Annotated in this window: 24 protein-coding genes, 1 tRNA gene and 1 other RNA gene; 15 read left to right on the forward strand and 11 right to left on the reverse strand. The window is 62.9% G+C overall.

Going from position 1 to position 25,572, the window contains the following annotated elements; all coding sequences use genetic code 11:
- Positions 1–162 precede the first annotated feature (162 nt).
- Positions 163–870 (forward strand): TVP38/TMEM64 family protein, encoded by a 708-nt coding sequence (locus O1W68_RS07150; RefSeq protein WP_269302219.1) that lies wholly within the window; start codon positions 163–165, stop codon positions 868–870.
- Entirely contained in the window at positions 867–1,490 is a 624-nt protein-coding gene (locus O1W68_RS07155; RefSeq protein ID WP_269302221.1) for a CDP-alcohol phosphatidyltransferase family protein, read from the forward strand. Before O1W68_RS07150 ends, O1W68_RS07155 begins: the two co-directional genes overlap by 4 nt.
- Here O1W68_RS07155 and O1W68_RS07160 read toward each other — a convergent pair.
- The 3 genes from O1W68_RS07160 to O1W68_RS07170 are packed head-to-tail and all read right to left on the reverse strand — an operon-like array spanning position 1,462 to position 3,748.
- Positions 1,462–2,910, reverse strand: coding sequence for a dihydrolipoyl dehydrogenase family protein (locus O1W68_RS07160; protein WP_269302223.1), 1,449 nt, complete (start codon positions 2,908–2,910; stop codon positions 1,462–1,464). The two genes, O1W68_RS07155 and O1W68_RS07160, sit on opposite strands and share 29 nt — an antisense overlap.
- Complete coding sequence (locus O1W68_RS07165) at positions 2,907–3,185, reverse strand: zf-HC2 domain-containing protein (protein WP_136170760.1); 279 nt, start codon at positions 3,183–3,185, stop codon at positions 2,907–2,909. Before O1W68_RS07165 ends, O1W68_RS07160 begins: the two co-directional genes overlap by 4 nt.
- The gene (locus O1W68_RS07170; protein WP_269302226.1) at positions 3,182–3,748 is read right to left on the reverse strand and encodes an RNA polymerase sigma factor; all 567 of its coding nucleotides are present in this window, start codon (positions 3,746–3,748) and stop codon (positions 3,182–3,184) included. Before O1W68_RS07170 ends, O1W68_RS07165 begins: the two co-directional genes overlap by 4 nt.
- 83 nt (positions 3,749–3,831) lie before the next feature.
- Here O1W68_RS07170 and O1W68_RS07175 point away from each other — a divergent pair, with 83 nt between their 5' ends.
- Positions 3,832–4,464: a class I SAM-dependent methyltransferase gene (locus tag O1W68_RS07175; protein ID WP_269302227.1), complete on the forward strand. Its 633-nt coding sequence runs from the start codon at positions 3,832–3,834 to the stop codon at positions 4,462–4,464.
- Between the two features lie 12 nt (positions 4,465–4,476).
- Here O1W68_RS07175 and O1W68_RS07180 read toward each other — a convergent pair whose 3' ends face one another.
- Both O1W68_RS07180 and O1W68_RS07185 read right to left on the reverse strand, forming a co-directional pair.
- Positions 4,477–5,199, reverse strand: a complete 723-nt coding sequence (locus O1W68_RS07180; RefSeq protein ID WP_269302229.1) for a mycothiol-dependent nitroreductase Rv2466c family protein — start codon at positions 5,197–5,199, stop codon at positions 4,477–4,479.
- 82 nt (positions 5,200–5,281) lie between these two features.
- Positions 5,282–6,190, reverse strand: a complete 909-nt coding sequence (locus O1W68_RS07185; RefSeq protein WP_442972294.1) for a LysR family transcriptional regulator — start codon at positions 6,188–6,190, stop codon at positions 5,282–5,284.
- A gap of 141 nt (positions 6,191–6,331) precedes the next feature.
- On the opposite strand from O1W68_RS07185, the gene O1W68_RS07190 reads away from it, so the two are divergent.
- Complete coding sequence (locus O1W68_RS07190; protein WP_269302231.1) at positions 6,332–7,726, forward strand: MFS transporter; 1,395 nt, start codon at positions 6,332–6,334, stop codon at positions 7,724–7,726.
- Positions 7,723–8,469: a 3-hydroxybutyrate dehydrogenase gene (locus O1W68_RS07195; RefSeq protein ID WP_269302232.1), complete on the forward strand. Its 747-nt coding sequence runs from the start codon at positions 7,723–7,725 to the stop codon at positions 8,467–8,469. Before O1W68_RS07190 ends, O1W68_RS07195 begins: the two co-directional genes overlap by 4 nt.
- A gap of 151 nt (positions 8,470–8,620) precedes the next feature.
- Here the strand turns inward: O1W68_RS07195 and O1W68_RS07200 are convergent, their stop codons facing one another.
- Complete coding sequence (locus O1W68_RS07200) at positions 8,621–9,178, reverse strand: TIGR03086 family metal-binding protein (RefSeq protein ID WP_269302233.1); 558 nt, start codon at positions 9,176–9,178, stop codon at positions 8,621–8,623.
- A 127-nt stretch (positions 9,179–9,305) separates the two neighbouring features.
- A tRNA-Ser gene (locus tag O1W68_RS07205) sits at positions 9,306–9,390 on the reverse strand.
- Positions 9,391–9,485: 95 nt separating this feature from the next.
- Between O1W68_RS07205 and ffs the strand changes: the two genes are divergently transcribed.
- An RNA gene (gene ffs / locus O1W68_RS07210) (signal recognition particle sRNA small type) lies at positions 9,486–9,580 on the forward strand.
- Between the two features lie 49 nt (positions 9,581–9,629).
- Positions 9,630–10,916: an aminotransferase class I/II-fold pyridoxal phosphate-dependent enzyme gene (locus O1W68_RS07215; protein ID WP_269302234.1), complete on the forward strand. Its 1,287-nt coding sequence runs from the start codon at positions 9,630–9,632 to the stop codon at positions 10,914–10,916.
- Positions 10,917–10,965: 49 nt separating this feature from the next.
- On the opposite strand, the gene O1W68_RS07220 is transcribed toward O1W68_RS07215, so the two are convergent.
- Positions 10,966–12,489, reverse strand: a complete 1,524-nt coding sequence (locus O1W68_RS07220) for an MFS transporter (protein WP_269302235.1) — start codon at positions 12,487–12,489, stop codon at positions 10,966–10,968.
- Positions 12,490–12,596: 107 nt separating this feature from the next.
- Here O1W68_RS07220 and O1W68_RS07225 point away from each other — a divergent pair, with 107 nt between their 5' ends.
- Both O1W68_RS07225 and O1W68_RS07230 read left to right on the forward strand, forming a co-directional pair.
- Positions 12,597–13,268 (forward strand): TetR/AcrR family transcriptional regulator, encoded by a 672-nt coding sequence (locus O1W68_RS07225; protein ID WP_269302237.1) that lies wholly within the window; start codon positions 12,597–12,599, stop codon positions 13,266–13,268.
- A gap of 154 nt (positions 13,269–13,422) precedes the next feature.
- Positions 13,423–14,730 carry a lipase family protein gene (locus tag O1W68_RS07230; protein WP_269302239.1) on the forward strand — a complete coding sequence of 436 codons (1,308 nt, stop codon included), beginning with the start codon at positions 13,423–13,425 and terminating at the stop codon, positions 14,728–14,730.
- A gap of 26 nt (positions 14,731–14,756) precedes the next feature.
- Here the strand turns inward: O1W68_RS07230 and O1W68_RS07235 are convergent, their stop codons facing one another.
- The gene (locus tag O1W68_RS07235) at positions 14,757–15,086 is read right to left on the reverse strand and encodes a YnfA family protein (protein ID WP_269302240.1); all 330 of its coding nucleotides are present in this window, start codon (positions 15,084–15,086) and stop codon (positions 14,757–14,759) included.
- A gap of 163 nt (positions 15,087–15,249) precedes the next feature.
- Here O1W68_RS07235 and phoU point away from each other — a divergent pair, with 163 nt between their 5' ends.
- The 4 genes from phoU (at position 15,250) to O1W68_RS07255 (ending at position 20,895) form a co-directional block, all read left to right on the forward strand.
- Positions 15,250–15,903 (forward strand): phosphate signaling complex protein PhoU, encoded by a 654-nt coding sequence (gene phoU, locus O1W68_RS07240; protein ID WP_269302241.1) that lies wholly within the window; start codon positions 15,250–15,252, stop codon positions 15,901–15,903.
- 79 nt (positions 15,904–15,982) lie between these two features.
- Positions 15,983–16,558 carry an HhH-GPD-type base excision DNA repair protein gene (locus O1W68_RS07245; RefSeq protein ID WP_269302243.1) on the forward strand — a complete coding sequence of 192 codons (576 nt, stop codon included), beginning with the start codon at positions 15,983–15,985 and terminating at the stop codon, positions 16,556–16,558.
- Positions 16,555–18,477, forward strand: a complete 1,923-nt coding sequence (locus O1W68_RS07250) for a helicase-associated domain-containing protein (protein WP_269302245.1) — start codon at positions 16,555–16,557, stop codon at positions 18,475–18,477. The genes O1W68_RS07245 and O1W68_RS07250 overlap by 4 nt, the downstream gene beginning before the upstream one ends.
- Before the next feature lie 54 nt (positions 18,478–18,531).
- Positions 18,532–20,895 carry a DNA polymerase III subunit gamma and tau gene (locus O1W68_RS07255; RefSeq protein WP_269302247.1) on the forward strand — a complete coding sequence of 788 codons (2,364 nt, stop codon included), beginning with the start codon at positions 18,532–18,534 and terminating at the stop codon, positions 20,893–20,895.
- A gap of 75 nt (positions 20,896–20,970) precedes the next feature.
- On the opposite strand, the gene O1W68_RS07260 is transcribed toward O1W68_RS07255, so the two are convergent.
- A complete protein-coding gene (locus O1W68_RS07260; protein ID WP_269302249.1) occupies positions 20,971–21,204 on the reverse strand; it encodes a hypothetical protein in 234 nt (77 codons plus the stop codon).
- Between the two features lie 233 nt (positions 21,205–21,437).
- Here O1W68_RS07260 and O1W68_RS07265 point away from each other — a divergent pair, with 233 nt between their 5' ends.
- Complete coding sequence (locus tag O1W68_RS07265) at positions 21,438–22,649, forward strand: acetyl-CoA C-acetyltransferase (protein WP_269302866.1); 1,212 nt, start codon at positions 21,438–21,440, stop codon at positions 22,647–22,649.
- Positions 22,650–22,658: 9 nt separating this feature from the next.
- Entirely contained in the window at positions 22,659–24,815 is a 2,157-nt protein-coding gene (locus O1W68_RS07270; RefSeq protein WP_269302250.1) for a 3-hydroxyacyl-CoA dehydrogenase NAD-binding domain-containing protein, read from the forward strand.
- A gap of 48 nt (positions 24,816–24,863) precedes the next feature.
- Here O1W68_RS07270 and O1W68_RS07275 read toward each other — a convergent pair whose 3' ends face one another.
- Positions 24,864–25,541 carry a GntR family transcriptional regulator gene (locus O1W68_RS07275; protein ID WP_269302252.1) on the reverse strand — a complete coding sequence of 226 codons (678 nt, stop codon included), beginning with the start codon at positions 25,539–25,541 and terminating at the stop codon, positions 24,864–24,866.
- Positions 25,542–25,572: the final 31 nt, after the last annotated feature.

Raw genomic sequence — 25,572 nt, forward strand, 5'->3', positions numbered from 1 at the left:
AAAACAACGTGGGCCTCCTGGTCCGAGGATGCAGACAAAGTCGACGCTGCCTGATCTACGGTAATCGGTCGAATCCGGTGATAGGGGAACACACTGGGGTAGTCGAGGACTTCCCGTCGTAGAAGAACTGTTTTTGTGTGTCGAGCACGAGAGGTACCCATTGTGAAGCAGGACCCCCGGCAGGCACGTCGCCGCACTACCGTGATCAAGCTGGCAGCTGCTGCCGTCTCGATCGCGGTGGTCGTCATCGTGGCCGTGAATGTGGACCTTCCGGACCCGGAGTCGATACGAACGTTGGTCTCGGACGCGGGTGTGTGGGGAATCGTTGCGTTCGTCGTTCTGTACGTCGTCCTGTCGGCGACGCCGTTCCCCGCCAGCGCACTCACGATTGCTTCCGGATTGCTCTTCGGGCTGGCGGTGGGTGCGACGGTGGTGGTCGTGGCTGCCACCGGGGGTGCCTATTTAGGTTATTGGGCGGCGCGTGCGCTCGGCCGTGGATCGGTCGAGCGCACGGAGTGGGGCAAGCTCCGCAGGCTGGACGACATGCTCGGTCGACGCGGTTTGATGTCGGTGTTCATCGTCCGCTTGATCCCACTGTTCCCATTTTCTGTGGTCAACTACGCGGCGGGCATCAGCGCCGTGGGACAGCGCGAATACCTACTGGGCACGGCGGCAGGCATCATTCCGGCCACTGTCGGCTTCACCGCACTCGGGGCGTACGGCACCTCTCCGCTGTCCTGGCCGTTCGCCGCTGCCCTGGTTGCCGTCCTCGTGATCGGCGTCGGGTCGTCGTTGGCTGCCAAACGTCTCGGCCTGAAGAGCGACCCGGAATCGAACGGCTCACATCTCGACGACATCGCGGCCCCATGATCGACAGCTATCTGCGTCGCAAGCTCGAGGGGCCGTTGGATCGGTGTGCACGAATCCTCGACATCAGCCAGGTCACCCCGGACCGAATCACCGCGGTCGGTCTGCTGCTGGGTCTGGGCAGCGCAGTAGCCGCGGGGCTGCAGTTCTGGCTGCTCGCGTTGGCGCTGTGGATCCTATCGCGCCTGGCCGACGGACTCGATGGACCACTGGCCCGTAGACGACTCCGCGGTGGCGGACCAACCTCCGGTGCGGGCGGGTTCTTCGACATCACAGCGGATTTCACCGTCTACGGGGCAACGGTCGTGGGCGTCGCGGTCGGCGCGTCGGCAGGTTACGACGCCCCGTGGTGGCCATTTCTACTGGTGTTGCTGGCCTACTACATCAACGGCACAGCATTTCTTGCGTTCTCCTCCATCGCTGAAAGAACGGGCAGAACACTCGACGACGGCCGCTCGCTGTCATTTCTGGGCGGGTTGGCCGAAGGAGCAGAAACGATTGCCGTGCACAGTCTCTGGCTGTTGTTTCCCGCAGTATCGTGGCAGATCGCAACGGTATGGGCGGCGGTGGTAGCAGTCAGTTCGGGTCAACGCATCATTGCCGGTTACCGCGCTCTCTCCTGACGATCCACCTACCTCGGGCTTTCGCGAGGGTGTTCAGCGCGCGAGATACGACGGGAGTGCTCAACTGCGAACGGACGTCGCCGACCGCAGCGTTCCACGGCCCGTCGTTGTACGTCGGATAGGGGTGGGTGGCACCGGCGAGATCGCGAGTGCGCAGGCCCTGCTTGACGGCGAGAATCAGTTCGCCGATGGTTTCGCCCGCCCGTGGCCCCACCACGCTGGCACCGACGATGCGGCGCTTGCCGTCGAGTACCAGCGTCGTGAAGCCGGTGGTTTTGCCCTCGGTGACCGCGCGATCGACGTCGTCGTGTTCGAGTGTCTGCAATCGCAACCCGGGAATACGCTTCGCTGTGCGCACATCGATTCCAGCAGAGGCGATTTCGGGATCGGTGAAGGTGACGCGTGGAGTGCCGGTCTTGTCGATCTTTCGGAGTACACCGAGTACGGCATTGCTCGCCGCGAGGCTGCCGTGCATCCCAGCCACGTGGGTGAACTGTGGGTGACCGGTCAGATCTCCGGCAGCCCAGATGCGGGGATTGGTGGTGCGGAGATGATCGTCGACCACGACGTAACCGAGCTTTTGCAGTGACACCCCGGCGGCGTCCAAGCCCAACCCCGTGGTTCGAGGAGTACGGCCCGTGGCGACGAGGACTTCGTCGAACGTACACGCGAGGCCGGTATCGGTGATGGCCTCCCCGTCGTCGATTCGGGTGACCGTCGTAGAGGTCAGAATGCGCACTCCCTCGTCGGTGAGCGCTGCGGACAGTACTGCCGATGCCGAGGCGTCCTCCCTCGGAAGAATGGTCTCGGCCCGACCGACGAGGGTGACAGTCGAACCGAGTCGGGCAAAGGCCTGAGCCATTTCGCAACCGACGGTGCCGGCCCCGATGACGAGTAATCGTTCCGGCAGCGACGTCAGGGACCATAGTGTCTCGCTGGTGAGGTAGTCCGTCGTGTCCAACCCTGAAATCGGCGGTACGGATGGACTGGCACCGGTGGTGATGATGGCTTGGCCGAAACGCAAGGACCCCGATCCGACGGCCACGGTGCCTGGTCCGGTGAACACGGCATCACCGGCGACGACGGTCACCCCCGCTTCGGTGAGCGCTTCCGGAGAATCGATCGGGGCGATCTCGGCGATGGCGTGCTGAACGCGCGCCATGACACGGGGAAAGTCCACGCGCGGCTCGCCTGCGTCGATCCCGAAGCTGCGCGCGTCCCGGATCGTGGCGGCGGTCGACGCCGCCGCCAGTAGTGCCTTGGACGGCACACACCCGGTCCACAGGCAGTCACCGCCGGGCCGCTCCCGCTCGATCAGTACGACGCGCACGCCGAATCCAGCAGCAGTCTTGGCTGCAACGATGCCTGCTGTACCGCCACCCACCACGACGACATCGGCTTCGGTCGGTATCGAACTCATGTCATGTCACCTCGGGTAAGTCGATCCACGAATTTTCGAGCATGCTCGACGCTCTTCTCGTCGGGCACCGTCCGTACCGTCCACCTGGACAACGCCGTATCGATCTGACGGAACTCGCCCTCGGCGGCCCGGCATCTGGCGCACACGGCAAGGTGTGCCTCGATCCTGCGCACCTCGGTGGGATCGAGCCGGCCCGACGGGTCGGCGTCGAGATAACGCTGCAATCGTCGAGCCGACCAATGGCAGGTGAGCATCATCCGCGCGGTCTTCATCATGGCTTTCCCTTTCCGGTGGCAGCGGCGAATGTGGGACGTAGCCTGCGTCGAACCCGATCACGGGCGCGGCTCAATCGAGACATCACCGTTCCGACCGGGACGTCCAGAACGTTGGCGGCCTCGGCGTAGGTGAGTTGATCGACGTCGATCAGTAACAGAACCGTCCGGAATTTCGGATCCAGCGACCCGACAGCCCGCTCGAGGTCGTCGGACAAGATGGATGTCATGACTCTCTCCTCGGTTCCGAGTTCCTCGACGCCGAACGCGGGCCGGGTGGACAAGTAGTCGCCGAGCTCGGCGAATGTGTCCGGCCGCTGCCGTCGATGCATGTTCATGTTGGTGTTGCGCAGAATGGTCAGCAACCACGCTCGAGGGTGGCGCCCGTCGAAGCTATCGACGCTGCGCCACGCACGTATGAGCGTCTCCTGCACGAGGTCCTCGGCTTGCGAGGGCCCAGTCAAGGTGGCGGCAACGCGCAAGAGCACCTCGATCTCCGGTTCGACGTAAAGACGAAAATTGCGTGCCTGAGCGTCGTTGATGGCGTCGGATTCGATTTCGGGCACAGCTATGGAACCCTTCGAGTGTCCTGCGGTGTTCCCATAGCGACAGAGTGTGCCCTGAAGGCCTCGACGAAATGGACAGACCGATGAAGAAGCCGACGCCGTACACGATTTCGGCGCGCATGTACGACGTCATTTCTTTCGAGTGGCCGATCTATCGCGCTGGTCGTACGGCAGCGATCGATCTGATGGCTTTGTCGAAGGGCAGTCATGTCCTCGACATCGGCTGCGGAACCGGCCTCAACTTCGCTTTGCTGCAGCGGCAGATCGGGCCGACAGGTTCGATCACCGGAGTCGATTCGAGCCCGCAGATGCTCGAGCAGGCCAGGCGACGCGCTACCTCTGCTGGGTGGGAGAACGTCACCCTCATCTCAGCGGACGCCACCGAACTCGACTCGGTGGACCTGGGAGATCACGTTCCCTTCGACGCGGCTATCAGTACCTACGCGTTGTCGCTGATGGCGCAATGGCAGATCGCGCTCGATGCGATGATCGGCGCTACCCGGGCAGGGGGAGTCGTGGCAGTGGTAGATATGCAGAAACCTGTCGGACGCGCAGAATTATGGACACCGCTTGCGCGCCTGGCATGCCGACTCGGTGGATCCGACATCGACGCTCACCCCTGGGCTGCAATGCCCACTCGACTCGACACGGTGCAGCCGGCATCGGTACGCGGTGGTCACATCCAGGTTCGCGTGGGGTCGGTCCCCTCGGTGTGACCCCGCCGGTAGTCATTTCTTCTGACGTCGGCTACCGGCGTGCCAGTCTTGCTGCGTACCGACTTCGTCCTCCGCTACACCCAGAGCCTTCAGTTGTGGAAGCTCACGCATGCTGCGCTTCATTTCGGCAAACCCTGGGAAGCGTGCGAGTCCGATCACGTTGTCCCACAGAGGGACTGCCTCTTCATCGCTGGGCAGTCTGCTGATCACCGGGCCGAAGAATGCAACTCCGTCCGGAGGCTCGAAAGCAATGATCGGTGTGCCGACGTCCTTGCCGGTCAGCGAGAGCGCATGGTCGGTCTCGGCACGAATTTCCTCGTCCAACGAGGAATCATCCAGTGCGCCGGTGTGCCGAGTCGGCAAGCCCAGTTGTTCGAGGATCGGTGCCAGGAATGCCGCGGTGCCGCGATAACCGTGGCTCGAAGCGTCGTCGGGCACCACATCGGTATCGAAAATTTGCGTACCGAGGGCGGCATACAGTGGCCCGATCGCAGCGGGCCCGTGCTCGCGACGAATGTCTGCGGCGGCCCTGAGCAGTCGTAGACCTGCGGTGTGGCCGGCCTCGTACTCAGGTGGAAAGTGGGACGCGTAGTCGATGTGAGAATTGAGCAGGCGCAGGGAGATGAATCGCCAGTCGACCGTGTAATCACGCTGCGCCTGCACCTTACGAACCCATTTGCTGGTCATCCATGCGAAAGGGCACACCGGATCGAAATAGAAGTCGATATCGGACATCGAGGGACGCTCCTTGCCAGTCGGAATTTACGTGTGCACGACGGTATACGCAGGGGCGCACTTCGTACCTCCGCACAGACGGTCAATTCTCCCCCAATAACTCCGCTCGCTGCTCGATTACCACCGCGCGGATCTCGTCGACTACTGCAGATACCTCGGGCCGCCGTAGCGATTCCTGCCGGGTGACGAGCCAGTAGGACAGTCGTGTGGCGACGGTGTCGTCCAGAATCCTGACGAGGTCCCCGTGCCGATCTGCCATGAAGCACGGCAGCAGGCCGATGCCCGCCGATGCCCGGGTGGCTTCGACATGCACGAAAACGTTGGTCGAGGAAACCGATTCACGCATGGTCGGGGTGAAGTTGGGCGCGAGATCGAGGTCGTCGACCTGGAGCATCGAGTCGATGAAATACACCAGCGGATGGTCGGCGAGGTCGTCGACGGTACCCGGTGTTCCGTGATCCACAAGGTAATCCCTCGACGCGTAGAGGCCGAGACGGTAATCCCCGAGCCTGATGGCCTGCGCGCGATGCAACTGCGGTTCACCGACGACGATCTCGATATCCAAACCGGACCGCTGCTGGGACGCGCGACGAGTGACCGCGACGATTTCTACTGCCACTTTCGGGTGCTGGCGCTGCACGCGAGCAGCTGCTGGAGCTGCTATGTATGCGCTGAATCCGTCGGTCGCCGAGAGTCGGACGACGCCTTCGATCTGTCCAGATTCATCCCCGCTTTCGAGTGATCTCATCGCCGCTTCGACACCCTCGGCCGCGCGGAGAGCACCGCGTCCCAGCTCGGTGAGTTCCCACCCTCCGCCTGCCCGGATGAGAACGCGGCCGCCGAGGCCGGCTTCGAGTGTCGCGATTCTCCTCGAGATGGTGGTGTGGTTGACGCCCAGTTCGTTGGCTGCGGAGCTGAACCTCCCGCTGCGCTCCACAGCGAGCAGCACTAAGAGGTCGTCCGCGCTGGGGCCGGGCAGATCGCGTGCCATATCTGCATTTTTGCAGACTGGGCCTGCAGTCTTGGCCATTGTCTGCATACCGATCTGCATCAATACTCAGTAGCAGCGATCCACTGTGTACCCCGTCACACTTTTGGGTACGACGGCTTTCGATCACACAAGGAGATGAACATGAGCGTTGACGATCGGACACAACCCGGCGGTCCAGACCCGGACGCAGCCCCGACCGGGCTCAAGAAGGTCGTTGCCGCGTCGATGGCAGGCACGATCGTCGAGTGGTACGAGTTTTTCCTCTACGGCACTGCAGCGACGCTGGTGTTCTCGAAGATCTTCTTCGCAGCCGGCACCAGCGAACTCGATGCCATCCTCGCTGCATTCGTCACCTACGCCGTCGGATTCGTGGCTCGCCCACTTGGCGGTATCGTCTTCGGTCACTACGGGGACAAGTACGGCCGAAAGAAGTTACTGCAGTTCAGTCTGGTGCTCGTCGGCGGTGCGACGTTCCTCATGGGTTGCCTCCCGACCTTCAACCAGATCGGCTACTGGGCCCCCGCGCTTCTCGTGCTGCTTCGATTCATCCAGGGCTTCGCAGTCGGTGGCGAATGGGGTGGCGCAGTTCTGCTTGTGGCAGAACACAGTCCGAACAAGAGTCGCGGATTCTGGGCCAGCTGGCCACAGGCCGGGGTACCCGCCGGAAACCTTCTCGCCACCGTCGTGCTTCTCGTCCTGACCACAACGCTGTCCGACGCAGCCTTCCTCAGCTGGGGCTGGCGTGTCGCGTTCTGGCTCTCCGCCGTCATCGTGTTCGTGGGCTACTACATCCGCACCAAGGTCACCGATGCCCCGATCTTCCTAGAGGCACAGAAGCAGGCCGAGGTCATCAAGGCCGCGTCGTACGGCGTCTTCGAGGTCGTAAAGCGTTACCCGCGTGGCGTTCTCACTGCGATGGGTCTTCGGTTCGGCGAAAACGTCATGTACTACCTCGTCGTCACGTTCACCATCACCTACCTCAAAGTCGAGGTCGGCACCGACACCCAGACGATCCTGTGGTGGATGCTCGCAGCTCATGCCGTCCACTTCGCCGTCATTCCGCTGGTAGGACGTCTAGCCGACCGAATCGGTCGACGGCCGGTCTACCTGTTCGGTGCACTGACCGCCGGCACGTGGGGCTTCTTCGCATTCCCGATGTTCAACAGCGGGCACAACGCCGTCATCATGCTCGCCATCATCATCGGCCTGGTCTTCCACGCCTTCATGTACGCCACCCAGCCGGCAATCATGGCCGAAATGTTCCCGACGCGTATGCGTTACTCCGGCGTCTCCCTGGGTTATCAGGTCACCTCGATCGTCGCCGGCTCACTGGCGCCGATCATCGCAGTGTTCTTGCTGAACAGGTACGGATCCTCGGTCCCGATTGCGTGGTACCTGGCCGGTGCGTGCACCATCACGCTGGTTGCGGTCATCGCTGCCCGTGAGACAAAGGGTCTTGCGCTGGAGTCCATCGATATCGCAGACGCCAAAAACCTTGCAACCGAGGCAGAACTGGCCAAGGCAGGACTGAAGTGACGGACCTGACCGGGAGGTCCGCACTCGTCACCGGTGGGGCAGGCGGCATCGGTGCAGCGTGTGCCCGGATGCTCGCGGATCGGGGCGCGAGAGTCACCATCGCCGACGTCGACGAAGTCGCGGCGAAGGAGGTGGCATCGGAACTGCACGGGGAGTCGTGGGCGGTGGACCTATCGGACGTCGCGGCTCTGGAGAACCTCACTCTCGACACCGACATTCTGATCAACAACGCCGGCATACAGACCGTCTCGGCGATAGTCGATTTCGATCCAACGGCATTTCGTCGGATCCAGACGCTGATGGTCGAAGCGCCCTTCCTTCTCGTCCGAGCCGCGTTGCCGCACATGTACTCTCGTGGATTCGGCCGAATCGTGAACATTTCCTCTGTGCACGGCCTACGTGCCTCTGCATTCAAAGTTGCCTACGTCACGGCCAAACACGGCCTCGAAGGACTCTCGAAAGTCACCGCGCTCGAAGGTGGCCCGCATGGAGTGACAAGCAACTGCGTCAATCCGGGCTACGTCCGAACCCCGCTGGTCGAGAAACAAGTCACCGATCAGGCTGCCGCGCATGGTATTCCGGAAGAAGAGGTGCTCCAACAGGTCATGCTGGCCGAGAGCGCGATCAAACGGCTCGTCGAACCGTCGGAAGTTGCCTCGTTGGTCGGATGGCTGACGTCCGCGGACGCGGGCATGGTCACCGGGGCGTCCTACGCCATGGATGGTGGGTGGTCGGCGAAGTAGTGTGCCCTCGCCCCCGCCGGCTTGTGTTCGCCCCGCCGGTTGGTGTGCACCACCACCGCCGCCTGGTGTTCACCACCACCGCCGGCTTGAATGGACCCTTCTAGCTATCTGATCGTATGAAGGGTTCATTCAAGCGATGGGTGAGGCGCTTTCAGGCCTCGCGACCCAACTGGGCGAGCACCTTTCTCTGTCGATCGGCCGACTCCGGCACCTCGACGGCCGGACCACACACTCCCTCCATCCGAATGTTGTCGCCTATCTGCTCGATGAAGGCTTCGACGAAGTCGAGGTCCTGGTCGGCGATGGTTGCGTCGACGCCCGCCGGGTGCGCGATGTCCCACGCGTGAACGATCAAGTCAAGGCTGTAGAACGACCCGATCGACGACGCTAGATCGGTTTTCCCGAAATGTCCGTCGTACTCGAGGTTCGCGCGGGCGGGGTCGTCGAGAATGCCCTGCATGCTGTCGCGGGTGTGGGCCCAGGCGGCGGCTGGATTGTCGTCGACAGATGGGCCGTCGGGGATGGAGAGGCCGACGGGTTCGAGTGCGCCCTTCTCGGTCTCGATGAGGTGTTTCACGACGTCGCGGATGCTCCATCCCGCACAGGTGGAGGCGATGTCCCACTTGTCGGGCGGCACTGCCTCGATGCGGCGAGTAAGTACGCCTGCGAGGCGGCGATAGCGGTCGGCGGTCGATTCCGGCGTGGTCATGTGGCCGATTCTCCCAACATTCGCCCTCGTCGGAGATCGAAATCGGATTGCGTAGGAAACGGACTCCGCGGACCTGCACCGATATGAAGAAAGCCCCTGCAACCGAACGGTTGCAGGGGCTTCTCTGCGGAGGATAGGGGATTTGAACCCCTGAGGGCGTTAACCCAACCCGCGTTCCAGGCGAGCGCCATAGGCCACTAGGCGAATCCTCCGTGTGGAAGCGTACCGGATAACCCCCTCCAGATCCCAAACGGCCTCCGGTGAGGGCCACCGAACCGGCACGTCCGCCACTGTGGTTAGACTCTTCAATGGATCCCGCGCGGCGCGCATCCTGTGAACTCCCCCAGGGCCGGAAGGCAGCAAGGGTCAACGGGCTCTGCCGGGTGCGCGGGGTCCCCTTTACTTTCAAGGGACGAGATTTCGAGCCCCGACACCGAGAGGGAAGCTCCACATGCCAGCGCAAACCCAAATGGGGTTGATGAGCCATGAGGAGCTCGTCTCCGAGAACGAGCGCCAGTCTGCCAAGTACCAGCAGCTCGAGAACGAGAATCTCGCACTCGACCTGACCAGAGGGAAGCCGTCGCCCGAACAGCTCGATCTTGCTGCCGGTCTGCTGACGCTTCCTGGCGAGGACTACCGCGACGGCAACGGAACCGACTGCCGCAATTACGGAGGCCTCGCAGGTCTTCCCGAGCTACGAGCAATCTTCGGTGAGATCCTCGGTATTCCGGTGAAGAATCTACTGGCCGGCAACAATGCAAGCCTCGAAATCATGCACGACCTGGTTGTGTGGTCACTGCTGCACGGTCTTCCCGATTCGCCGCGACCTTGGTCGGCCGAGCCCAATATTCGCTTCTTGTGCCCGGCGCCCGGATACGACCGGCACTTCGCAATCGCCGAGAGCTTCGGCATCGACATGATCGCAGTCCCGATGCTTCCCGACGGGCCCGACATCAACGAGATCACCCGGCTCGTCTCGTCGGACCCGCAGATCAAGGGTATGTGGGCGGTTCCGAATTACTCGAACCCCACAGGGGCCGTGTACTCCGAGGAAGTAGTGCGAGCGTTGGCATCCATGCCGACTGCCGCCCCGGACTTCCGTCTGTTCTGGGACAACGCTTACGCAGTGCATCCGCTGGTGGAAGAGTTCGCCCCGTCCCACGACATCCTCGGGTGGGCGGCCGAAGCCGGATACCCGAATCGCCCGTTCGTACTGGCGTCGACGTCGAAGATCACGTTCGCGGGTGCGGGCGTCAGCTTCTTCGGCAGCTCGGACGAGAATCTCGCGTGGTACCAGAAGCATTTGGGTAAGAAGAGCATCGGTCCGGACAAGCTGAATCAGCTTCGGCACTTGCGGTTCTTCGGCGACGCCGACGGTGTCCGCGCCCATATGGCCAAGCATCGGGACCTCCTTGCACCGAAGTTTGCGCTCGTCGGTCAGATCCTCGAAGACCGGCTCGGGGCGTCGAAGATCGCGTCGTGGACGGAGCCGAAGGGTGGCTACTTCATCTCCCTCGACGTGCTCGAGGGCACCGCAGCTCGCTCGATCGCCTTGGCGAAGAACGCCGGCATCGCGTTGACGGGAGCGGGTTCGGCATTCCCGTACGGAGACGATCCCGAGGACCGAAACATCCGGCTCGCTCCTAGCTTCCCATCCTTGGATGATCTGCAGAAGTCGATGGACGGGGTCGCGACGTGCGTTTTGCTCGCCGCGACCGAAAGGCTTCTCGACAGGTGAATGGAATACGCCCGAGAGGGCGTATTCCATTCAGCTCTGGCGTAGTCGCTCAGTGACCGATAACTACCGCGCCTTCTGGCGCTTCGGCGAGTAGGCCCGGTCGCAACAGGAACCCCGTGACGACCGCGCCCAGCACGAAGATCCCACTTGCCCACCAGAACGTCGTTGTGTAGCTGGCGAGTTCGGCGTTGGCCTGCAGCAACGCCGCACTCGATGCCGTCGCCACGTTGTCTGTGACGTACGTGGCTGCGGCGCTCGCTGCGACGGTACTGAGCAGCGCCGTACCGATCGAGCCGCCGATCTGCTGCATAGTGTTGACCGTGGCGGAGGCGACGCCCGAGTCGTCGAGGTTCACCCCGGAGATTGCACTCTGAAAGGCCGGAGCCATGGAGGCGCCGAGTCCGAGGCCCATGATGATCAAGCCGGGCAGGATGTGCATCGGGTAGGTGCTGTCCAGTGAAACCTGAGTCAGGAGACTCATTCCGACCCCGGCGATCAGCAGGCCTGTCGGAATCAGTACCCGGGGGCCGAATCGCGGCAGGATCACTCCCGTCGAGACAGTTGCGGTCACTATCAACGCGCCGATCATCGGCATGAATGCGAATCCGGTGGTGATCGGTGTGTAGCCGAGTGTGCTCTGCATGTAATAGGTGAGGAAGAGGAACACCGCGAACATGCCTGCGCCGGTGACGAAGACAGCGAGGAATGACCCGGCGCGTGTCCGGTCGAGGATGATGCGCAGTGGCAGCAGAGGATGCACGACGCGTCGCTGGAGGACGACGAACACTCCGAGCAATGCTGTACCGATGATGAGGAACGCAAGGGTGACCGTGTTGCCCCAGCCGTCGGATTCTGCGTGTGCGAAACCGTATACGATGGCGAACAGCGCGGCCGAGACGGTGACTGTTCCCGGAATATCGAGCTTGGGCCTGGTGGTGACCGCATGCTTGGCCAGCAGGATGAATCCGGCGATGAACGCCACCCCGGCGAAGATCAGGTTGACGTAGAGGCTCCAACGCCAGGTCGCCCACTCGGTCAGTATGCCGCCGAGCAACAGGCCCAACGCGCCACCGCCACCGGCGATTGCACCGAAGATGCCGAATGCTTTCGCTCGCTCCTTCGGATCCGTGAACGTGGTTGCCAGCAGCGACAGTGCCGCCGGTGCGAGAAGTGCACCGAATACGCCCTGGCCTGCGCGAGCTGCGACGAGCATTCCGAAGTTCACCGATGCGCCCCCGACCGCGGACATGAGGGCGAAGCCGACGAGCCCGACGAGGAAGGTGTTGCGACGACCGAACAGATCGCTGAGTCGGCCGCCGAGGAGCAGGAGACTGCCGAAGGCCAGCGCGTAGGCGGTGATGATCCAGGAACGGTTGCTGTTGTCGAAGCCGAGATCGAGCTGGGCCGCCGGCAACGCGATGTTCACGATGGTCGCGTCCAGCACGACCATGAGCTGAGCCAGGCCAAGGGTGGCGAGAACCAGCCAGCGAACGCGATGTGATTTTGCGTCAGCAGTTTCTTCCGAGGCCGGTGACGTCGATGTCTCGACGCTATCCGAAGACAATGCGGTCATATTCGTCCTTCTGTCGACTATGCGGAGGTGTACTCTCCGGTTATCGACCAAAGGTAGCAGCTAAGCGGAGGTCAATCCTCCGCTTATCGGGTGAAACGGACATTCAGATGAGTGTGAGAGCTGACACAGCGGCAAAGAAGCCGCTTCGGGCCGACGCGGAACGAAACCGCAAACGCATCGTCGAGGCAGCTCGCGAGCTGTTCGCATTGCGCGGAATCGACATCACTCTCGACGACGTCGCCGATCATGCGAAGGTCGGCGTCGGAACCGTCTATCGGCGCTTCTCGTGCAAAGAAGAGCTCATCGATGGTGTCTTCGAACAGCGGCTCGAGGAGATGACCGTGTTCGCTGAGGAGGCGTTGACCACCGCCGACCCGTGGCAAGGCCTCGTGGTGTTCCTCGATAGATTGTGCGAGGGGATGTCCGCAGACCGGGGTCTCGGTGAGGTCGTACTCGGCACGGACGAGGGCTGCGCGGGGATCGCGCAGGTGCGCGAACGGCTCGAGCCCTTCGTCGAGAAGATCGTACTCCGAGCGAAGGCGTCGGGTCAGCTCCGCGGCGACGTCGAGGTCAACGACATCATTCCGCTGATCAGCATGGTCTCCACAGGCGCCGAATTCACCTCCGCGGTGGACGCCGGCAATTGGCGACGCTATTTCACCGTGGTTCTCGACGGGCTCCGATCCGAACCCGGTGCGGCGACCGCTCTGCCGGGGCGTGCACTCACCGGAATCGAGCTCGACTCGGCCAAAGCTGCAATGCATCGCCGTCGCCGCTGATCTGGTTTTTGTGATTGTTCACAAGGTTCACGCCGGTGCGCGGTGGGTTGAACCATCAGTCTTTCGCCTGTGCTGTACATCACGTATGGTCCGTCACGAGTGTTGCTACTGCCTAGTAATAACGGCGGCGACAGTGGACCTATGGGGGTAATGCATGCGAGCGTCACGGGTAGTCGGACCGGCCGTCGGAGCCGTTCTGCTGGCAGCAACAGCGATGACGCCCTTGGCGTCGGCTCAGCCGCCATCGGGTTCATCGACCGGATCGACGGTGGAGTCCGACTTCTACCTACCTCCGAGCCCGCTGCCCGACGGCGACGCCGGAGACGTCATTCGCTCCGAGCCCTCGAGTTTGGCGATCTCGGTGCCCACCATCGGTGGGACACTCCCCGGCGAGGCAACTCGAATCATGTACCGCAGCAATGACTCCAACGGTGATCCGATCGCAGTGACGGGCACCTACATCGATCCGGCAGCAGACTGGACCGGCCCGGGCCCGCGACCACTCGTGAGTCTCGCGCCTGGTACGCAGGGGCAGGGCGACCAGTGTGCGCCATCGAAGATGTTGAACAACCTCATCACCTACACGCCGCCGTTCGACGCCATGGTGGAGTACGAAGTGCTCGCCGCGTACGCGTTGCTGTCTCAGGGGTATGGCGTCGTCATCACCGACTACGAGGGGCTCGGCACCCCGGGTGCGCACACTTACGTCAACCGCGCTGCCGAAGGACATGCTGTTCTCGATGCTGCTCGGGCGGCGCAGAGTCTTTCCGGCACAAAGATTTCCACCGAAGGACCGGTCGGGCTGTACGGCTACTCGCAGGGTGGTGGCGCGGCGGCGTCCGGTGCAGAGCTCGCATCCGAGTACGCGCCCGAACTGAACATCGTCGGAACGTACGCAGGGGCTCCGCCTGCTGATCTGAAGTCGACACTCGAACAGGTGGACGGCACCATCCTCACCGGCGTTATCGGGTACACGCTCAACGGTTTGCTCGAATCCGACCCCGATCTGCGTCAGATCCTCGACGAGAACATCAACGGCGCAGGCCAGGCGATGCTGAAACAGGTCGCGGATCAGTGTGTCGGCGACACGATTCTGACGGTCGGGTTGCATCGCACGCAGGAGTACACCAACACTGGCGAACCGATGTCGGTTGTTCTCGACAGGCTACCCAGGGCCCAAGAGATATTGGCGGCCAACAAGATCGGCGAGCGGACACCGGACGCACCCGTGCTCATCCAGTCCGGCACTTCCGATGACATCGTCCCGCACGGCCAGGCTGTGCAGCTTGCCGCTGACTGGTGCAGTCAGGGCGCTACCGTTCAGCTCAGTAGTGCGCAGGTTCCGGCCATTGTTCCAGGATCTGGTGCAGGACACCTGATTCCGGATCTACTCGGACTCGGCGAAGCGCAGAGCTGGATGAAGGATCGATTCTACGGAGTTCCGGCGCCGTCGAATTGCTGAGGTGATCTCGTACGGTCCGTGCACTGTCAGCGCGGGCCGTACATGATCACGGCGACGCCGAGAAGGCAGAGTACTGCTCCCGTCACGTCCCACCTGTCCGGCTCGAAACCGTCGGCAATCATTCCCCAGGCGAGAGATCCCGCGACGAAGACACCGCCGTACGCGGCGAGGATGCGGCCGAAATTGGCGTCCGGCTGCAGCGTCGCGACAAAGCCGTAAGCACCGAGCGCAACGACACCTGCGCCGACCCAGATCCAACCGCGGTGCTCTTTGACCCCCTGCCACACCAGCCATGCCCCGCCGATCTCCAACACTGCGGCGACGCCGAACAACAGGATGGATTTGAGTACCGTCACGTGTGCACGATTCCATATGTTCACCGAAGTGCCATAGGTTTCCTAAGTGTAGGAGGATCAACACTCGGGTAACAGAGTGAAGTACGTACACAGCGAGGGACGGCGGCGGATGATCATGATCGATCGAAGTCAATCGAGTAAGCCCAACGGAGATAGGTGACCTATGCGTGAGCAGTACAACGTCACGTTGGGGACCCTTGCGGCCGATCTGGCATCGATGTGCGGACTCGCTGAGGCAGCGATGGAGTCGGCTACCCGAGCCCTGCTCACCGCTGATCTCGCGGTCGCCGAACACACCATCTCCGGCAGGGAAGCAATCGACCGAGCCGCAGCCGACTGGGAGCACCAAGCTTTCGGTGTCCTCGCGCTGCAGTCGCCCGTCGCACTGGACCTGCGGATCATGGTCAGTGGACTTCACATAGTCGCCGATCTCCAACGGATGGGTGGGTTGGCTATCCACGTCGCCGAGCTCGCACGGCGCAGGCACCCGGCGCACGTACTACCGGTCGAGGTGGAGAGAGTGTTCGCCGAGATGGGACGCGTCGCCGTCGAACAGGCGGATTCGACTCGCAAGGTTCTGCTCTCCCGCGACGCGGAATTGGCCGCCGAGCTGCAGACCAAGGATGAAGCGATGGACGAACTCCACCGGAGCTTGTTCACGCTGACGTCGGCGCCGGGCTGGCCGCACGGCATTCCTGCTGCAGTCGACATCACGTTGCTCGGCCGATTCTATGAACGGTTCTCCGATCACACTGTCGAGGTTGCCAAGCGGGTCATTTTTCTCGTCACAGGTGAATTTCGGTCCGACGAGACATAGTCGAGCCACACTGTGCGGCCACGACATCGCGGCTGGAACCCGATAACGGAATTTCCTGCCGCATGGGAGGATCGGAGTCATGTCTCCTACTCTGCACCTGGTCGGCGACCCCGAAGCCGATGCGCTGCTCGCCGAGGACCCTTTCGCGTTGCTGATCGGAATGCTTCTCGATCAGCAGGTTCCGATGGAATCGGCATTCGCCGGTCCCAAGAAGCTCGTCGACCGTCTCGGCGATCTGGACGTCGAGACCATCGCTACGGCCGACCCTGAGGAGTTCGCGGCCGTGTGCGCCATCACGCCTGCAGTACATCGCTTTCCGGCTTCGATGGCCAAACGCATTCAAGGACTCGCGGAATACCTGGTCGAGAACTACGACGGCAACCCGGATCAGATCTGGCGCCGCGAGAGTCCTGACGGACCCGAAGTACTGAAGCGACTGAAGGCTTTGCCTGGATACGGAGATCAGAAGGCCCGCATCTTTCTCGCGTTGCTGGGCAAGCAGATGGGAGTGACGCCCGACGGGTGGCGCAAGGCCGCGGGCGCTTACGGCGACGAGGGATCGCGGCGGTCGATTGCCGATGTCGTCGACGAGAAGTCGCTCCTCGAGGTCCGTGAATTCAAGAAGGCAGCCAAGGCAGCAGCCAAGAACAAGTGACGTATGAGCACTGGCTGCAGAGCCTCGACGAGGCCTCGCTGGCCTCCCTTCTCCACAAGCGTCTCGACGTGGCACTCGATCCGCCGCCACGCACGTATGCCGCACTCGGTCACCTCCTGCGGCGGGATCGATCGTTGGATGCCGCCATGCGTGAACTCGACGTGGGTGCCCTCTCATTGCTCGTGATACTCGCTGGAGGCGAATCGATGTCGCGTTCGGACATCGGCGCAGCGGTCGCGGAGGGGATCCATTGCACGACATCCGATGTAGATCGAGCTGTGGGATCGCTGATCGATCTCGGACTCTGCTCGCCGGTAGGTGCGGGCTACGCCTCCATCGTCGACGACGTAGAACGTCTGAGTCTGCACGCGCTCCTCGAAGTGTCGCAGCCAGTCTTGGTCGAGCGAGGCGCGGCGAATGTGCAATCTCAGGAACTTGCTGTGGCCGGGTTCTGCGACCTCGTCGAAGCAGTGCTCGTCGAAGTCGATGCAGGCTCTGTGAAAGCGGTCAGGGCGGGGGGAGTGGGGAGCCGTGAGGTTCGGACGCTTGCCAAGGGCGTCGGTGCTGATGTCGACGTCGTCGAACTGGTTCTCGGTCTCTCCGGCGAGCTGCGTCTTGTCGAAGCTCGTGCCCCGCTACTGCGATGCACGACCGAGTACGACGAATGGCAATCGATGGACCGGGCAACGAAATACACCAAATTTGTGGAAGCGTGGTGGTGGTCGGAGGGCGCCGCAACGAATTCCTTGCAAGCGAACGGCAAGCGTGCTCGGATACTCGGTCCGATCGCTCCGAATCCGTCGACGGCGGTGCTTCGTCGACGGATGATCGACTCGATCCCGGACGGTGGTTTTCTCGACGTCGACTCGGCTGTGGACTACACGGTGTGGAAGCTGCCCCGGTTCGCGGCCGAGGCAAACGCCGGTGATGTCGCGGCCGTATGGCGCGAGGCATCCGCACTCGGGATCATCGTCGACGGTGCTCCGACAGACCTGTCACGATTGCTCGGCAGGCTGGGTACTACCGTCGATGCGACGGTGTTTGCACCCGCGGTGCACGAGCTCGTTCACCGAGCAGAATCAGCAGTGCGGTTGTTGCCCGATCTCACTGCCGTGGTGTCCGGACCTGTGAGCGAACGTGTTTCGCTGCTTCTCACGGGGGCAGCGACCCGCGAAGCGCGCGGTGCTGCGTCGGCCTGGCGGTTCAGCGACCGATCGATCCGCGGCTGGCTCGATCGAGGTAGCTCCGGCGAAGAACTACTCGAGTGCTTGGCTGCAACCGCATCGACCGAAATGCCACAGTCACTCGAATACTTGATCCGTGACGTCGTGCGCAGGCACGGGACTATCACCGTCGACGGGGTGTCCGGGCGTATCGAGTCTCGAGATGCCGCGCTCATTGCAGAGATTCATGCGCGCGCACTGTTCGAGGCCGAAAGGTGCGATGACTCAGTCCTGGTCCCGTCGATACCGACGCACAAGGTGCTCGCGGCGTTGCGATCCGCGGGCTACGCCCCAGTGCTCACCGGCGACTTCGTACCGACAGAGGTGGCCAGGATGGAACCTCGACCGCTACAGCCGCGCATTGTTCCCATCTTGCCGCAACGCACCGATGTCGGGGAGTTGGCGCGCGCCCTCGTGACAGGTGTTCCAGCCGAAGTCGATGTAGCCCGATTGGCTGCGCGTGTGAAGACCGTTCATCACCTCCCGGCCCGAGATGCCGATGCCCTCGCTGGGGCCATCGCGCTCGGCACCGTGGTGACGGTCGATGTACTTACCGCGGGCGTGGGCATCGTCAAGGACACGATCGGTGACATCCTTCTCGATTCCGGTACGTTGCATGCCTGGTCGGAACGGTTGCAGACCAGGCGGAGTATCGAGATCTCGAACATCCGGATGGTCGTGACACCGCGGTTGTGAACTCGAGGTTGGGCCATCGACGCCGATGTCGGCACTCGCCGGTACCCTTTCGGCGTGGCTCTCTACCGGAAGTACCGTCCTGCGACGTTCGCTGAGGTTGTCGGGCAGGAGCACGTCACCGAGCCCTTGAGTGTGGCGCTCAACTCCAACCGAATCAACCACGCCTACCTCTTCTCCGGCCCACGTGGCTGCGGCAAGACTTCGTCGGCACGCATCCTCGCGCGGTCGTTGAACTGCGCCGAGGGCCCTACCTCCACACCTTGTGGGGTGTGCAATTCCTGTGTCGCGCTCGCACCGGGTGGCCCCGGAAACTTCGACGTCGTAGAGATGGATGCAGCAAGTCACGGCGGCGTCGACGATGCTCGTGATCTTCGGGACAAAGCGGTGTACGCACCCGCCGAGTCGCGCTACGTCATCTTCATCATCGACGAGGCGCACATGGTGACCACGGCGGGCTTCAACGCGCTGCTCAAGGTGGTCGAGGAGCCGCCGGAGCACCTGGTCTTCATTTTCGCCACCACCGAGCCGGAGAAGGTGCTGCCGACCATTCGGTCACGCACGCACCATTACCCGTTCCGGTTGCTGCCCCCGTCGACCATGCGCGGACTGCTCGAGAAGATCTGTGCGCAGGAGAACGCGATCGTCGCGGATCCAGTGTTTCCGCTCGTCATCCGGGCAGGAGGTGGATCGCCGCGTGACTCGCTGAGCGTGTTGGATCAGCTTCTCGCGGGCGCTGGTCCGGAGGGCGTGACGTACCCGCGGGCGTTGTCCTTGCTCGGAGTCACCGATGTCGCTTTGATCGACGAGGCAGTCGACGCTCTCGCAGCCGGCGACGGTGGCTCCCTTTTCGGCACCATCGACAAGGTCGTCGACGCCGGTCACGACCCCCGCAGGTTCGCCGCTGACCTCCTCGAACGGCTGCGCGACCTTATCCTGATGCGTGCCGTGCCCGACGCCGGGGAACGCGGTCTGGTCGATGTGCCTGGCGACGTGCTCGAACGACTCCGTGACGAGTCGACGCGCATCGGCGCGGCAACCTTGGCGCGGTACGCGGAAATCGTGCACTCCGGATTGGGGGAGATGCGTGGCGCCACGGCACCGCGACTTCTCCTCGAGGTGATGTGTGCACGCATGCTTCTGCCGTCCGCTTCCGACGCCGAATCTGCTGTGCTGCAACGTCTCGAGCGTCTGGAACGGCGTCTCGACGTGACCCTTCCCGCCGGTGAGCAGGCCGCGGTCGATCGGGCCGCGGTCGATCGGGCCGCGGTCGTCGAAAATGCGGCCCCTAGGCGGATCGAGGCGTCGGCACCAACGGCCCCGGTGGAGGACACTCCGTCGAAGTTCGTCCGCCCCTCGCAACGGCCCGTGGCTGAGGCACCTACGCCAGCCGTGCCTGCACCTACGCCCGCTGCGGCACCTGCCACGCCCACGCCCACGTCCCCGCCTTCGGTGACCGTGCCTGTGCCGGCGCCCATCGTGACGCCGGAGCCGGAACCACAGCCCGAGCCGGAACCACAGCCCGAGCCGGAACCACAGCCCGAGCCGGAACCACAGCCGGAACGGCAGCCTGAGCCCGAGCCGGTCCACGTGGCGGAGCCAATGCCGAATGCTGTGCCCGAACCGAGTGCGGAGCCTGCGCTCGTCGCCAGTCACGAGTCGCCTTCGGTGCCCGAGCCGGCTCTTGTATCTCAGCCGGAGCGAGAGCCCGAGACTGAATCCAAGCCCGAGCCTTCAGCTGTAGTTGAGCCGGTTGTCAGTGAGCCGGTTGTGACTGAGCCTGAGCCCGCGCCGGCTCCCGTCGCAGAGTCGAATCAACCCGACGCGGCGGCGGTACGTGCGGTGTGGTCCGAGGTCAGGACCAAGGTTCGTGAGCGCAGCCGTACGGTCGAGGTCATGTTGTCCGGGGCGTCGGTGCGCGCCGTCGACATCGATTCGATCACCCTCGGCCACGACTCGGCTCCGCTGGCCAAGAGGCTTGGGGAACCGCGAAACGCCGATGTCATTCGCGACGCATTGCGTGATGTGTTCGGAGTCGATTGGGCTGTGACCTGCGTCGTGGGTGCGACTGCACCGACCGAAGAGGCCACGGTATCAAAGGGTGGTCCCGAGGCTCCGAAAGCCCCGTCGACGAAATTCTCACGACCGAGCCAGAGCAACAAGACGGCGCGAACGACCGAAGATGCGTTCGGGTCGGCGGGGGATGGATCGGGGTACGAAGATATTCCGCCACCTGAAGCGCCGGACTACCCTGACGACCCCGAGCCGACAGGTCCGCCACCGCCGGAAACCGCTGAGGACGAGGAAGAGCTCATGAAGGCGGCCGCGGAGCCAGCGGATCCGTCGATCAGGCGCGACCCGGATACCGTGGCGCTGGAGTTGATCCAAACCCAGCTGGGCGGAACTCCTCTGAAGGAGTAGCGCTGCTCGTAACGGAGAAATCCGCTCAGGCGAAGTTGTCGCCGAGTGCGCTCTTGTGCACTCGACAACAAGGAGCTAGGCCGGCTCGATATCTTCCGGATCCACGAATACGAGGCGTCCGTCGTCGAGCGCGACCGCATATCGACGGGCGAGAGCCCAGCCACGATCTGTCACCGAGGCTTGTTGGTCGCCGAAGTCTTCCTTGACTACGCCGGACTCTTTTGGCCACTGCTCGCGCGAGAGCTCGGCATCGGAGCTGTAACGGACCTTCACATGTGCGCCGACAGCAACGGGCTGCTGGGTGTCCATGGACATCAACTCCTGATCTTCCACAAATATCCCCCCGCTATGTCGATTGTAGGTCTACCCAGCACCTTCGAAACCCAAACTGCCCGTTCGGTCACAGACAATGCTCGTTTAGGTCCTGTCGCTTCTGCGGTAACACGTTCTAGTCTGTACACAGCCGAGGTGTATTCCTCGTGTCCTGCAGCGTCCTGACCGGCGCTGCCACCGAAATCAGTACGTGGAAGGAACTGCACGCTGTGACTACAGAGGCGTTCATTTACGAAGCCATCAGAACCCCGCGCGGTAAAGGGAAGAACGGCTCGCTGCATTCCGTGAAGCCGCTCTCGCTGGTTACCGGGCTGATCGACGAACTTCGTCGTCGATTCCCGGATCTGGACGAGAACCGCATCTCGGACCTGATCCTGGGCGTCGTGTCGCCGGTAGGCGATCAGGGCATGGACATTGCCCGCACCGCCGTTCTCGCCGCGAAGATGCCGGACACCGTGGGCGGACTCCAGCTCAACCGGTTCTGCGCTTCCGGTCTCGAAGCAATCAACCTCGCCGCACAGAAGGTGCGCTCGGGCTGGGATGAGCTCGTGATCGCAGGCGGCGTCGAATCGATGTCTCGTGTTCCGATGGGTAGCGACGGTGGCGCGTGGGCGATGGATCCTGCAACCAACTACGACACCTACTTCGCCCCGCAGGGGATCGGCGCCGACCTGATCGCGACGATCGAGGGCTTCACTCGCGAAGACGTCGACGCATACGCAGTGCAGTCGCAGGAGCGCGCGGCAGCAGCATGGTCGGGTGGATACTTCGCCAAGTCGGTCGTGCCCGTCACAGATCAGAATGGTCTGCTCATCCTCGATCAGGACGAGCACATGCGTCCGGGAAGTACCGTCGAATCGCTCGGCAAGCTGAACCCGGCGTTCGCCGGAGTTGGCGCCATGGGCGGATTCGACGACGTCGCGCTGCAGAAGTACCACTGGATCGACAAGATCAAGCACGTGCACACCGGTGGTAACAGTTCCGGCATCGTCGACGGTGCAGCCCTCGTTCTTGTCGGCAGCGAGCAGGCAGGCAAAGACCTGAATCTCGTTCCGCGAGCGCGTGTCGTAGCAACCGCGACGAGCGGCGCCGACACCACCATCATGCTCACCGGACCGACACCGGCAGCGAAGAAGGCTCTTGCGGCGGCAGGCCTGACCGTCGACGACATCGATCTCTTCGAGTTGAACGAGGCGTTCGCCTCGGTCGTGCTGCGGTTCCAGAAGGACCTGAACATCCCGAACGAGAAGCTCAACGTCAACGGCGGAGCTATCGCTATGGGTCACCCGCTGGGCGCCACCGGAGCCATGATCACCGGAACTGTGCTCGACGAGCTCGAGCGCCGCGGCGGCCGTTACGCACTCATCACCCTGTGCATCGGCGGCGGCATGGGCGTTGCCACCATCATCGAGCGAGTCTGAGGCGGAGACATGACAAACACTGAAGCAAGCAAAGACAACATGATCAAGTGGGAGCAGGACTCCGACGGCATCGTCGTGCTCACGATGGACGACCCCAACCAGGGCGCCAACACGATGAACCAGCTGTACAAGGACTCGATGGCCACTACCATCGACCGTCTCGAAGCCGAAAAAGACTCGATCACGGGTGTAGTCATCACCTCCGCGAAGAAGACCTTCTTCGCCGGTGGCGACCTGAAGAACATGATGAAGATCGGACCCGACGACGCACAGCAGGTGTTCGACGAGGCCCAGAACCTCAAAGCGCAGCTGCGCCGCATAGAGAAGCTCGGCACCCCCGTCGTCGCAGCTATCAACGGTGCTGCACTCGGCGGTGGTTTCGAAATCGCACTCGCAACGCATCACCGTATTGCGGCGAACGTATCCGGAGTCCAGCTCGGCCTCCCCGAGGTCTCCCTCGGACTGCTTCCCGGTGGCGGTGGCGTCACACGCATCACCCGCCTCCTCGGCATCCAGACCGGCTTCATGACGGTCCTCGCCCAGGGCACCCGATTCCGTCCCGACAAGGCGCTCGAGATCGGTCTCGTCCACGAACTCGTCGACAGCATCGACGCGCTCGTACCGGCAGCCAAGGCGTGGATCAAGGCCAATCCAGAGGGCGGCGTCGCTCCTTGGGACGTCAAGGGCTACAAGATTCCAGGTGGAACACCGTCGAGTCCAGCGATGGCCGCGGTTCTGCCTGCCTTCCCCTCGAACCTGCGCAAGCAGCTCAAGGGTGCACCGATGCCCGCGCCGCGTGCAATCCTCGCCGCTGCAGTCGAAGGGGCCCAGGTCGACTTCGACAACGCGTCGACCATCGAGTCGCGGTACTTCACCGAGTTGGTCACCGGGCAGATCTCGAAGAACATGATTCAGGCGTTCTTCTTCGACATTCAGGCGATCAACGCAGGCAAGTCGCGTCCGGACGGTATCGAGAAGACGAAGTTCACCAAGGTCGCAGTCCTCGGTGCAGGCATGATGGGCGCCGGAATTGCCTACGTGTGCGCAAAGGCCGGCATCGACGTCGTGCTCAAGGACATAGCCATCGAGTCTGCGCAGAAGGGCAAGGCGTACTCCGAGGCCATCGAGGCCAAGGCACTCTCGCGTGGGAAGACCACCCAGGAGAAGTCCGACGCACTGCTGGCTCGGATCCACCCGACCGCCGATGCCAAGGATGTCGAAGGCGCCGATCTCGTCATCGAGGCAGTCTTCGAGTCCGAGGAGCTCAAGCAGAAGGTGTTCCAGGAGATCGAGGACCTCGTCGATCCGACGTCGTTGCTCGGCTCGAACACCTCGACGCTGCCGATCACGAGCCTGGCGAAGGGAATCAAGCGCCAGGAAGACTTCATCGGGATCCACTTCTTCAGCCCGGTCGACAAGATGCCGCTAGTGGAGATCATTCGCGGTGAGAAGACGTCGGACGCTGCTCTGGCAAAGGCATTCGACCTGGTCCAGCTCATCAAGAAGACCCCGATCGTTGTCAACGACAGCCGTGGATTCTTCACCTCGCGCGTCATCGGCACCTTCATCAACGAGGCAATCGCGATGCTCGGCGAGGGCGTCGAGCCGGCATCCATCGAGCAGGCAGGTCTACAAGCGGGCTACCCTGCAGCGCCGCTGCAGCTCTCGGATGAGCTGACGCTGACGCTGATGCAGAAGATCCGCAAGGAAACCGCGGACTCGGTGATCGCCGCAGGCGGCACTCCTGCTGAGGATCCGGCTGGTGCGGTCATCAACAAGATGGTCGACGAGTTCGAGCGTCCCAGCAAGCTCAAGGGTGCAGGCTTCTACGAGTACGCCGACGGCAAGCGCACCGGCCTGTGGCCCGGACTGCGTGATGCGTTCAAGTCGGGTACCTCGGAAGCTCCGTTCGAGGATCTCATCGAGCGCATGCTCTTCATCGAGGCACTCGAGACGCAGAAGTGCTTCGACGAAGGCGTGCTGACTTCCACGGCCGACGCCAACATCGGGTCCATCTTCGGCATCGGGTACCCAGCCTGGACCGGCGGCGTACACCAGTACATCGTCGGCTACAAGGGTGGTCAGGCGGGCTTCGTTGCGCGCGCCGACGAGCTCGCGGCCAAGTACGGCGAGCGGTTCACAGCGCCGGACTCGCTCCGCTCCTAGTAGGACAAACGTGCGAGTGGGGACACGTCTTACACGACGTATCCCCACTCACATGTCGCGGTACGCGATCAAACGCTCGGCGCCGTCGGTGAATTGCTTGCGCATCAAAGTGCAGGCCGCGTCGACGTCGCCGGCGTCCAGGGCCTCGATCAGCTGCTCGTGGTTGCGCACGGCCGCGCGGCCCCATTCGGGGTCCGACGCATAGAGTCGGGTGGGGGTGTAGCGAGTCGCGTTGTTGAGAAACCACGCCAACTTGCTCGCCTCGGCCAGTCTGTTGATTACTCGGTGGAACTCGAACTCGTTGATTTCGACTTCCTCGGCCTTCCCGTTTGCCACGGCGGCGGCTAAAGACGCATTGAACTGTCTCAGCTCGGCGATCTCCGACTCGCCGATTTTCGGTGCCGCGCGCCGAACCAACTCGACGGCAATCCGGCCCTGCAGCCAAAAGATGTCCACGATGTCGGCTGGAGTCAGTTCCGAGACCACGTATCCGCGATGCGGTACGAGCTCGACCATTCCCTCGCCTCGAAGCGTCAGCAAAGCCTCTCGAACCGGCGTGACGCTGACACCGAGTTCGGCCGCCGTCTCGTCCAATCGGATGTAGTCGCCGGGGCTGACTTCTCCGGACATGACGAGATGCCGCACATGGCCCGCAACGTCCTCGGACAGCTGTGGCCGCCGACGCAGAGCTGATGCTGCGGTAGTTGTGCGCGCTCTACCTGCCATGACGATCAGCCAATCACAGTGTGTAGGTCTG

Origin of the sequence: Rhodococcus sp. H36-A4 (assembly GCF_027158005.1) — a bacterium.
Lineage (GTDB): Bacteria > Actinomycetota > Actinomycetes > Mycobacteriales > Mycobacteriaceae > Rhodococcoides.

Coding starts and splice junctions, on each gene's coding strand:
- O1W68_RS07270 (WP_269302250.1), top strand. CDS start 22,659: ATGACAAACACTGAAGCAAGCAAAGACAACATGATCAAGTGGGAGCAG.
- O1W68_RS07275 (WP_269302252.1), bottom strand. CDS start 25,541: ATGGCAGGTAGAGCGCGCACAACTACCGCAGCATCAGCTCTGCGTCGG.
- O1W68_RS07155 (WP_269302221.1), top strand. CDS start 867: ATGATCGACAGCTATCTGCGTCGCAAGCTCGAGGGGCCGTTGGATCGG.
- O1W68_RS07185 (WP_442972294.1), bottom strand. CDS start 6,190: ATGGCACGCGATCTGCCCGGCCCCAGCGCGGACGACCTCTTAGTGCTG.
- O1W68_RS07165 (WP_136170760.1), bottom strand. CDS start 3,185: ATGATGAAGACCGCGCGGATGATGCTCACCTGCCATTGGTCGGCTCGA.
- O1W68_RS07230 (WP_269302239.1), top strand. CDS start 13,423: ATGCGAGCGTCACGGGTAGTCGGACCGGCCGTCGGAGCCGTTCTGCTG.
- O1W68_RS07220 (WP_269302235.1), bottom strand. CDS start 12,489: ATGACCGCATTGTCTTCGGATAGCGTCGAGACATCGACGTCACCGGCC.
- O1W68_RS07260 (WP_269302249.1), bottom strand. CDS start 21,204: ATGGACACCCAGCAGCCCGTTGCTGTCGGCGCACATGTGAAGGTCCGT.
- phoU (WP_269302241.1), top strand. CDS start 15,250: ATGCGTGAGCAGTACAACGTCACGTTGGGGACCCTTGCGGCCGATCTG.
- O1W68_RS07180 (WP_269302229.1), bottom strand. CDS start 5,199: ATGTCCGATATCGACTTCTATTTCGATCCGGTGTGCCCTTTCGCATGG.
- O1W68_RS07175 (WP_269302227.1), top strand. CDS start 3,832: ATGAAGAAGCCGACGCCGTACACGATTTCGGCGCGCATGTACGACGTC.
- O1W68_RS07215 (WP_269302234.1), top strand. CDS start 9,630: ATGCCAGCGCAAACCCAAATGGGGTTGATGAGCCATGAGGAGCTCGTC.
- O1W68_RS07190 (WP_269302231.1), top strand. CDS start 6,332: ATGAGCGTTGACGATCGGACACAACCCGGCGGTCCAGACCCGGACGCA.
- O1W68_RS07245 (WP_269302243.1), top strand. CDS start 15,983: ATGTCTCCTACTCTGCACCTGGTCGGCGACCCCGAAGCCGATGCGCTG.
- O1W68_RS07200 (WP_269302233.1), bottom strand. CDS start 9,178: ATGACCACGCCGGAATCGACCGCCGACCGCTATCGCCGCCTCGCAGGC.
- O1W68_RS07225 (WP_269302237.1), top strand. CDS start 12,597: ATGAGTGTGAGAGCTGACACAGCGGCAAAGAAGCCGCTTCGGGCCGAC.
- O1W68_RS07160 (WP_269302223.1), bottom strand. CDS start 2,910: ATGAGTTCGATACCGACCGAAGCCGATGTCGTCGTGGTGGGTGGCGGT.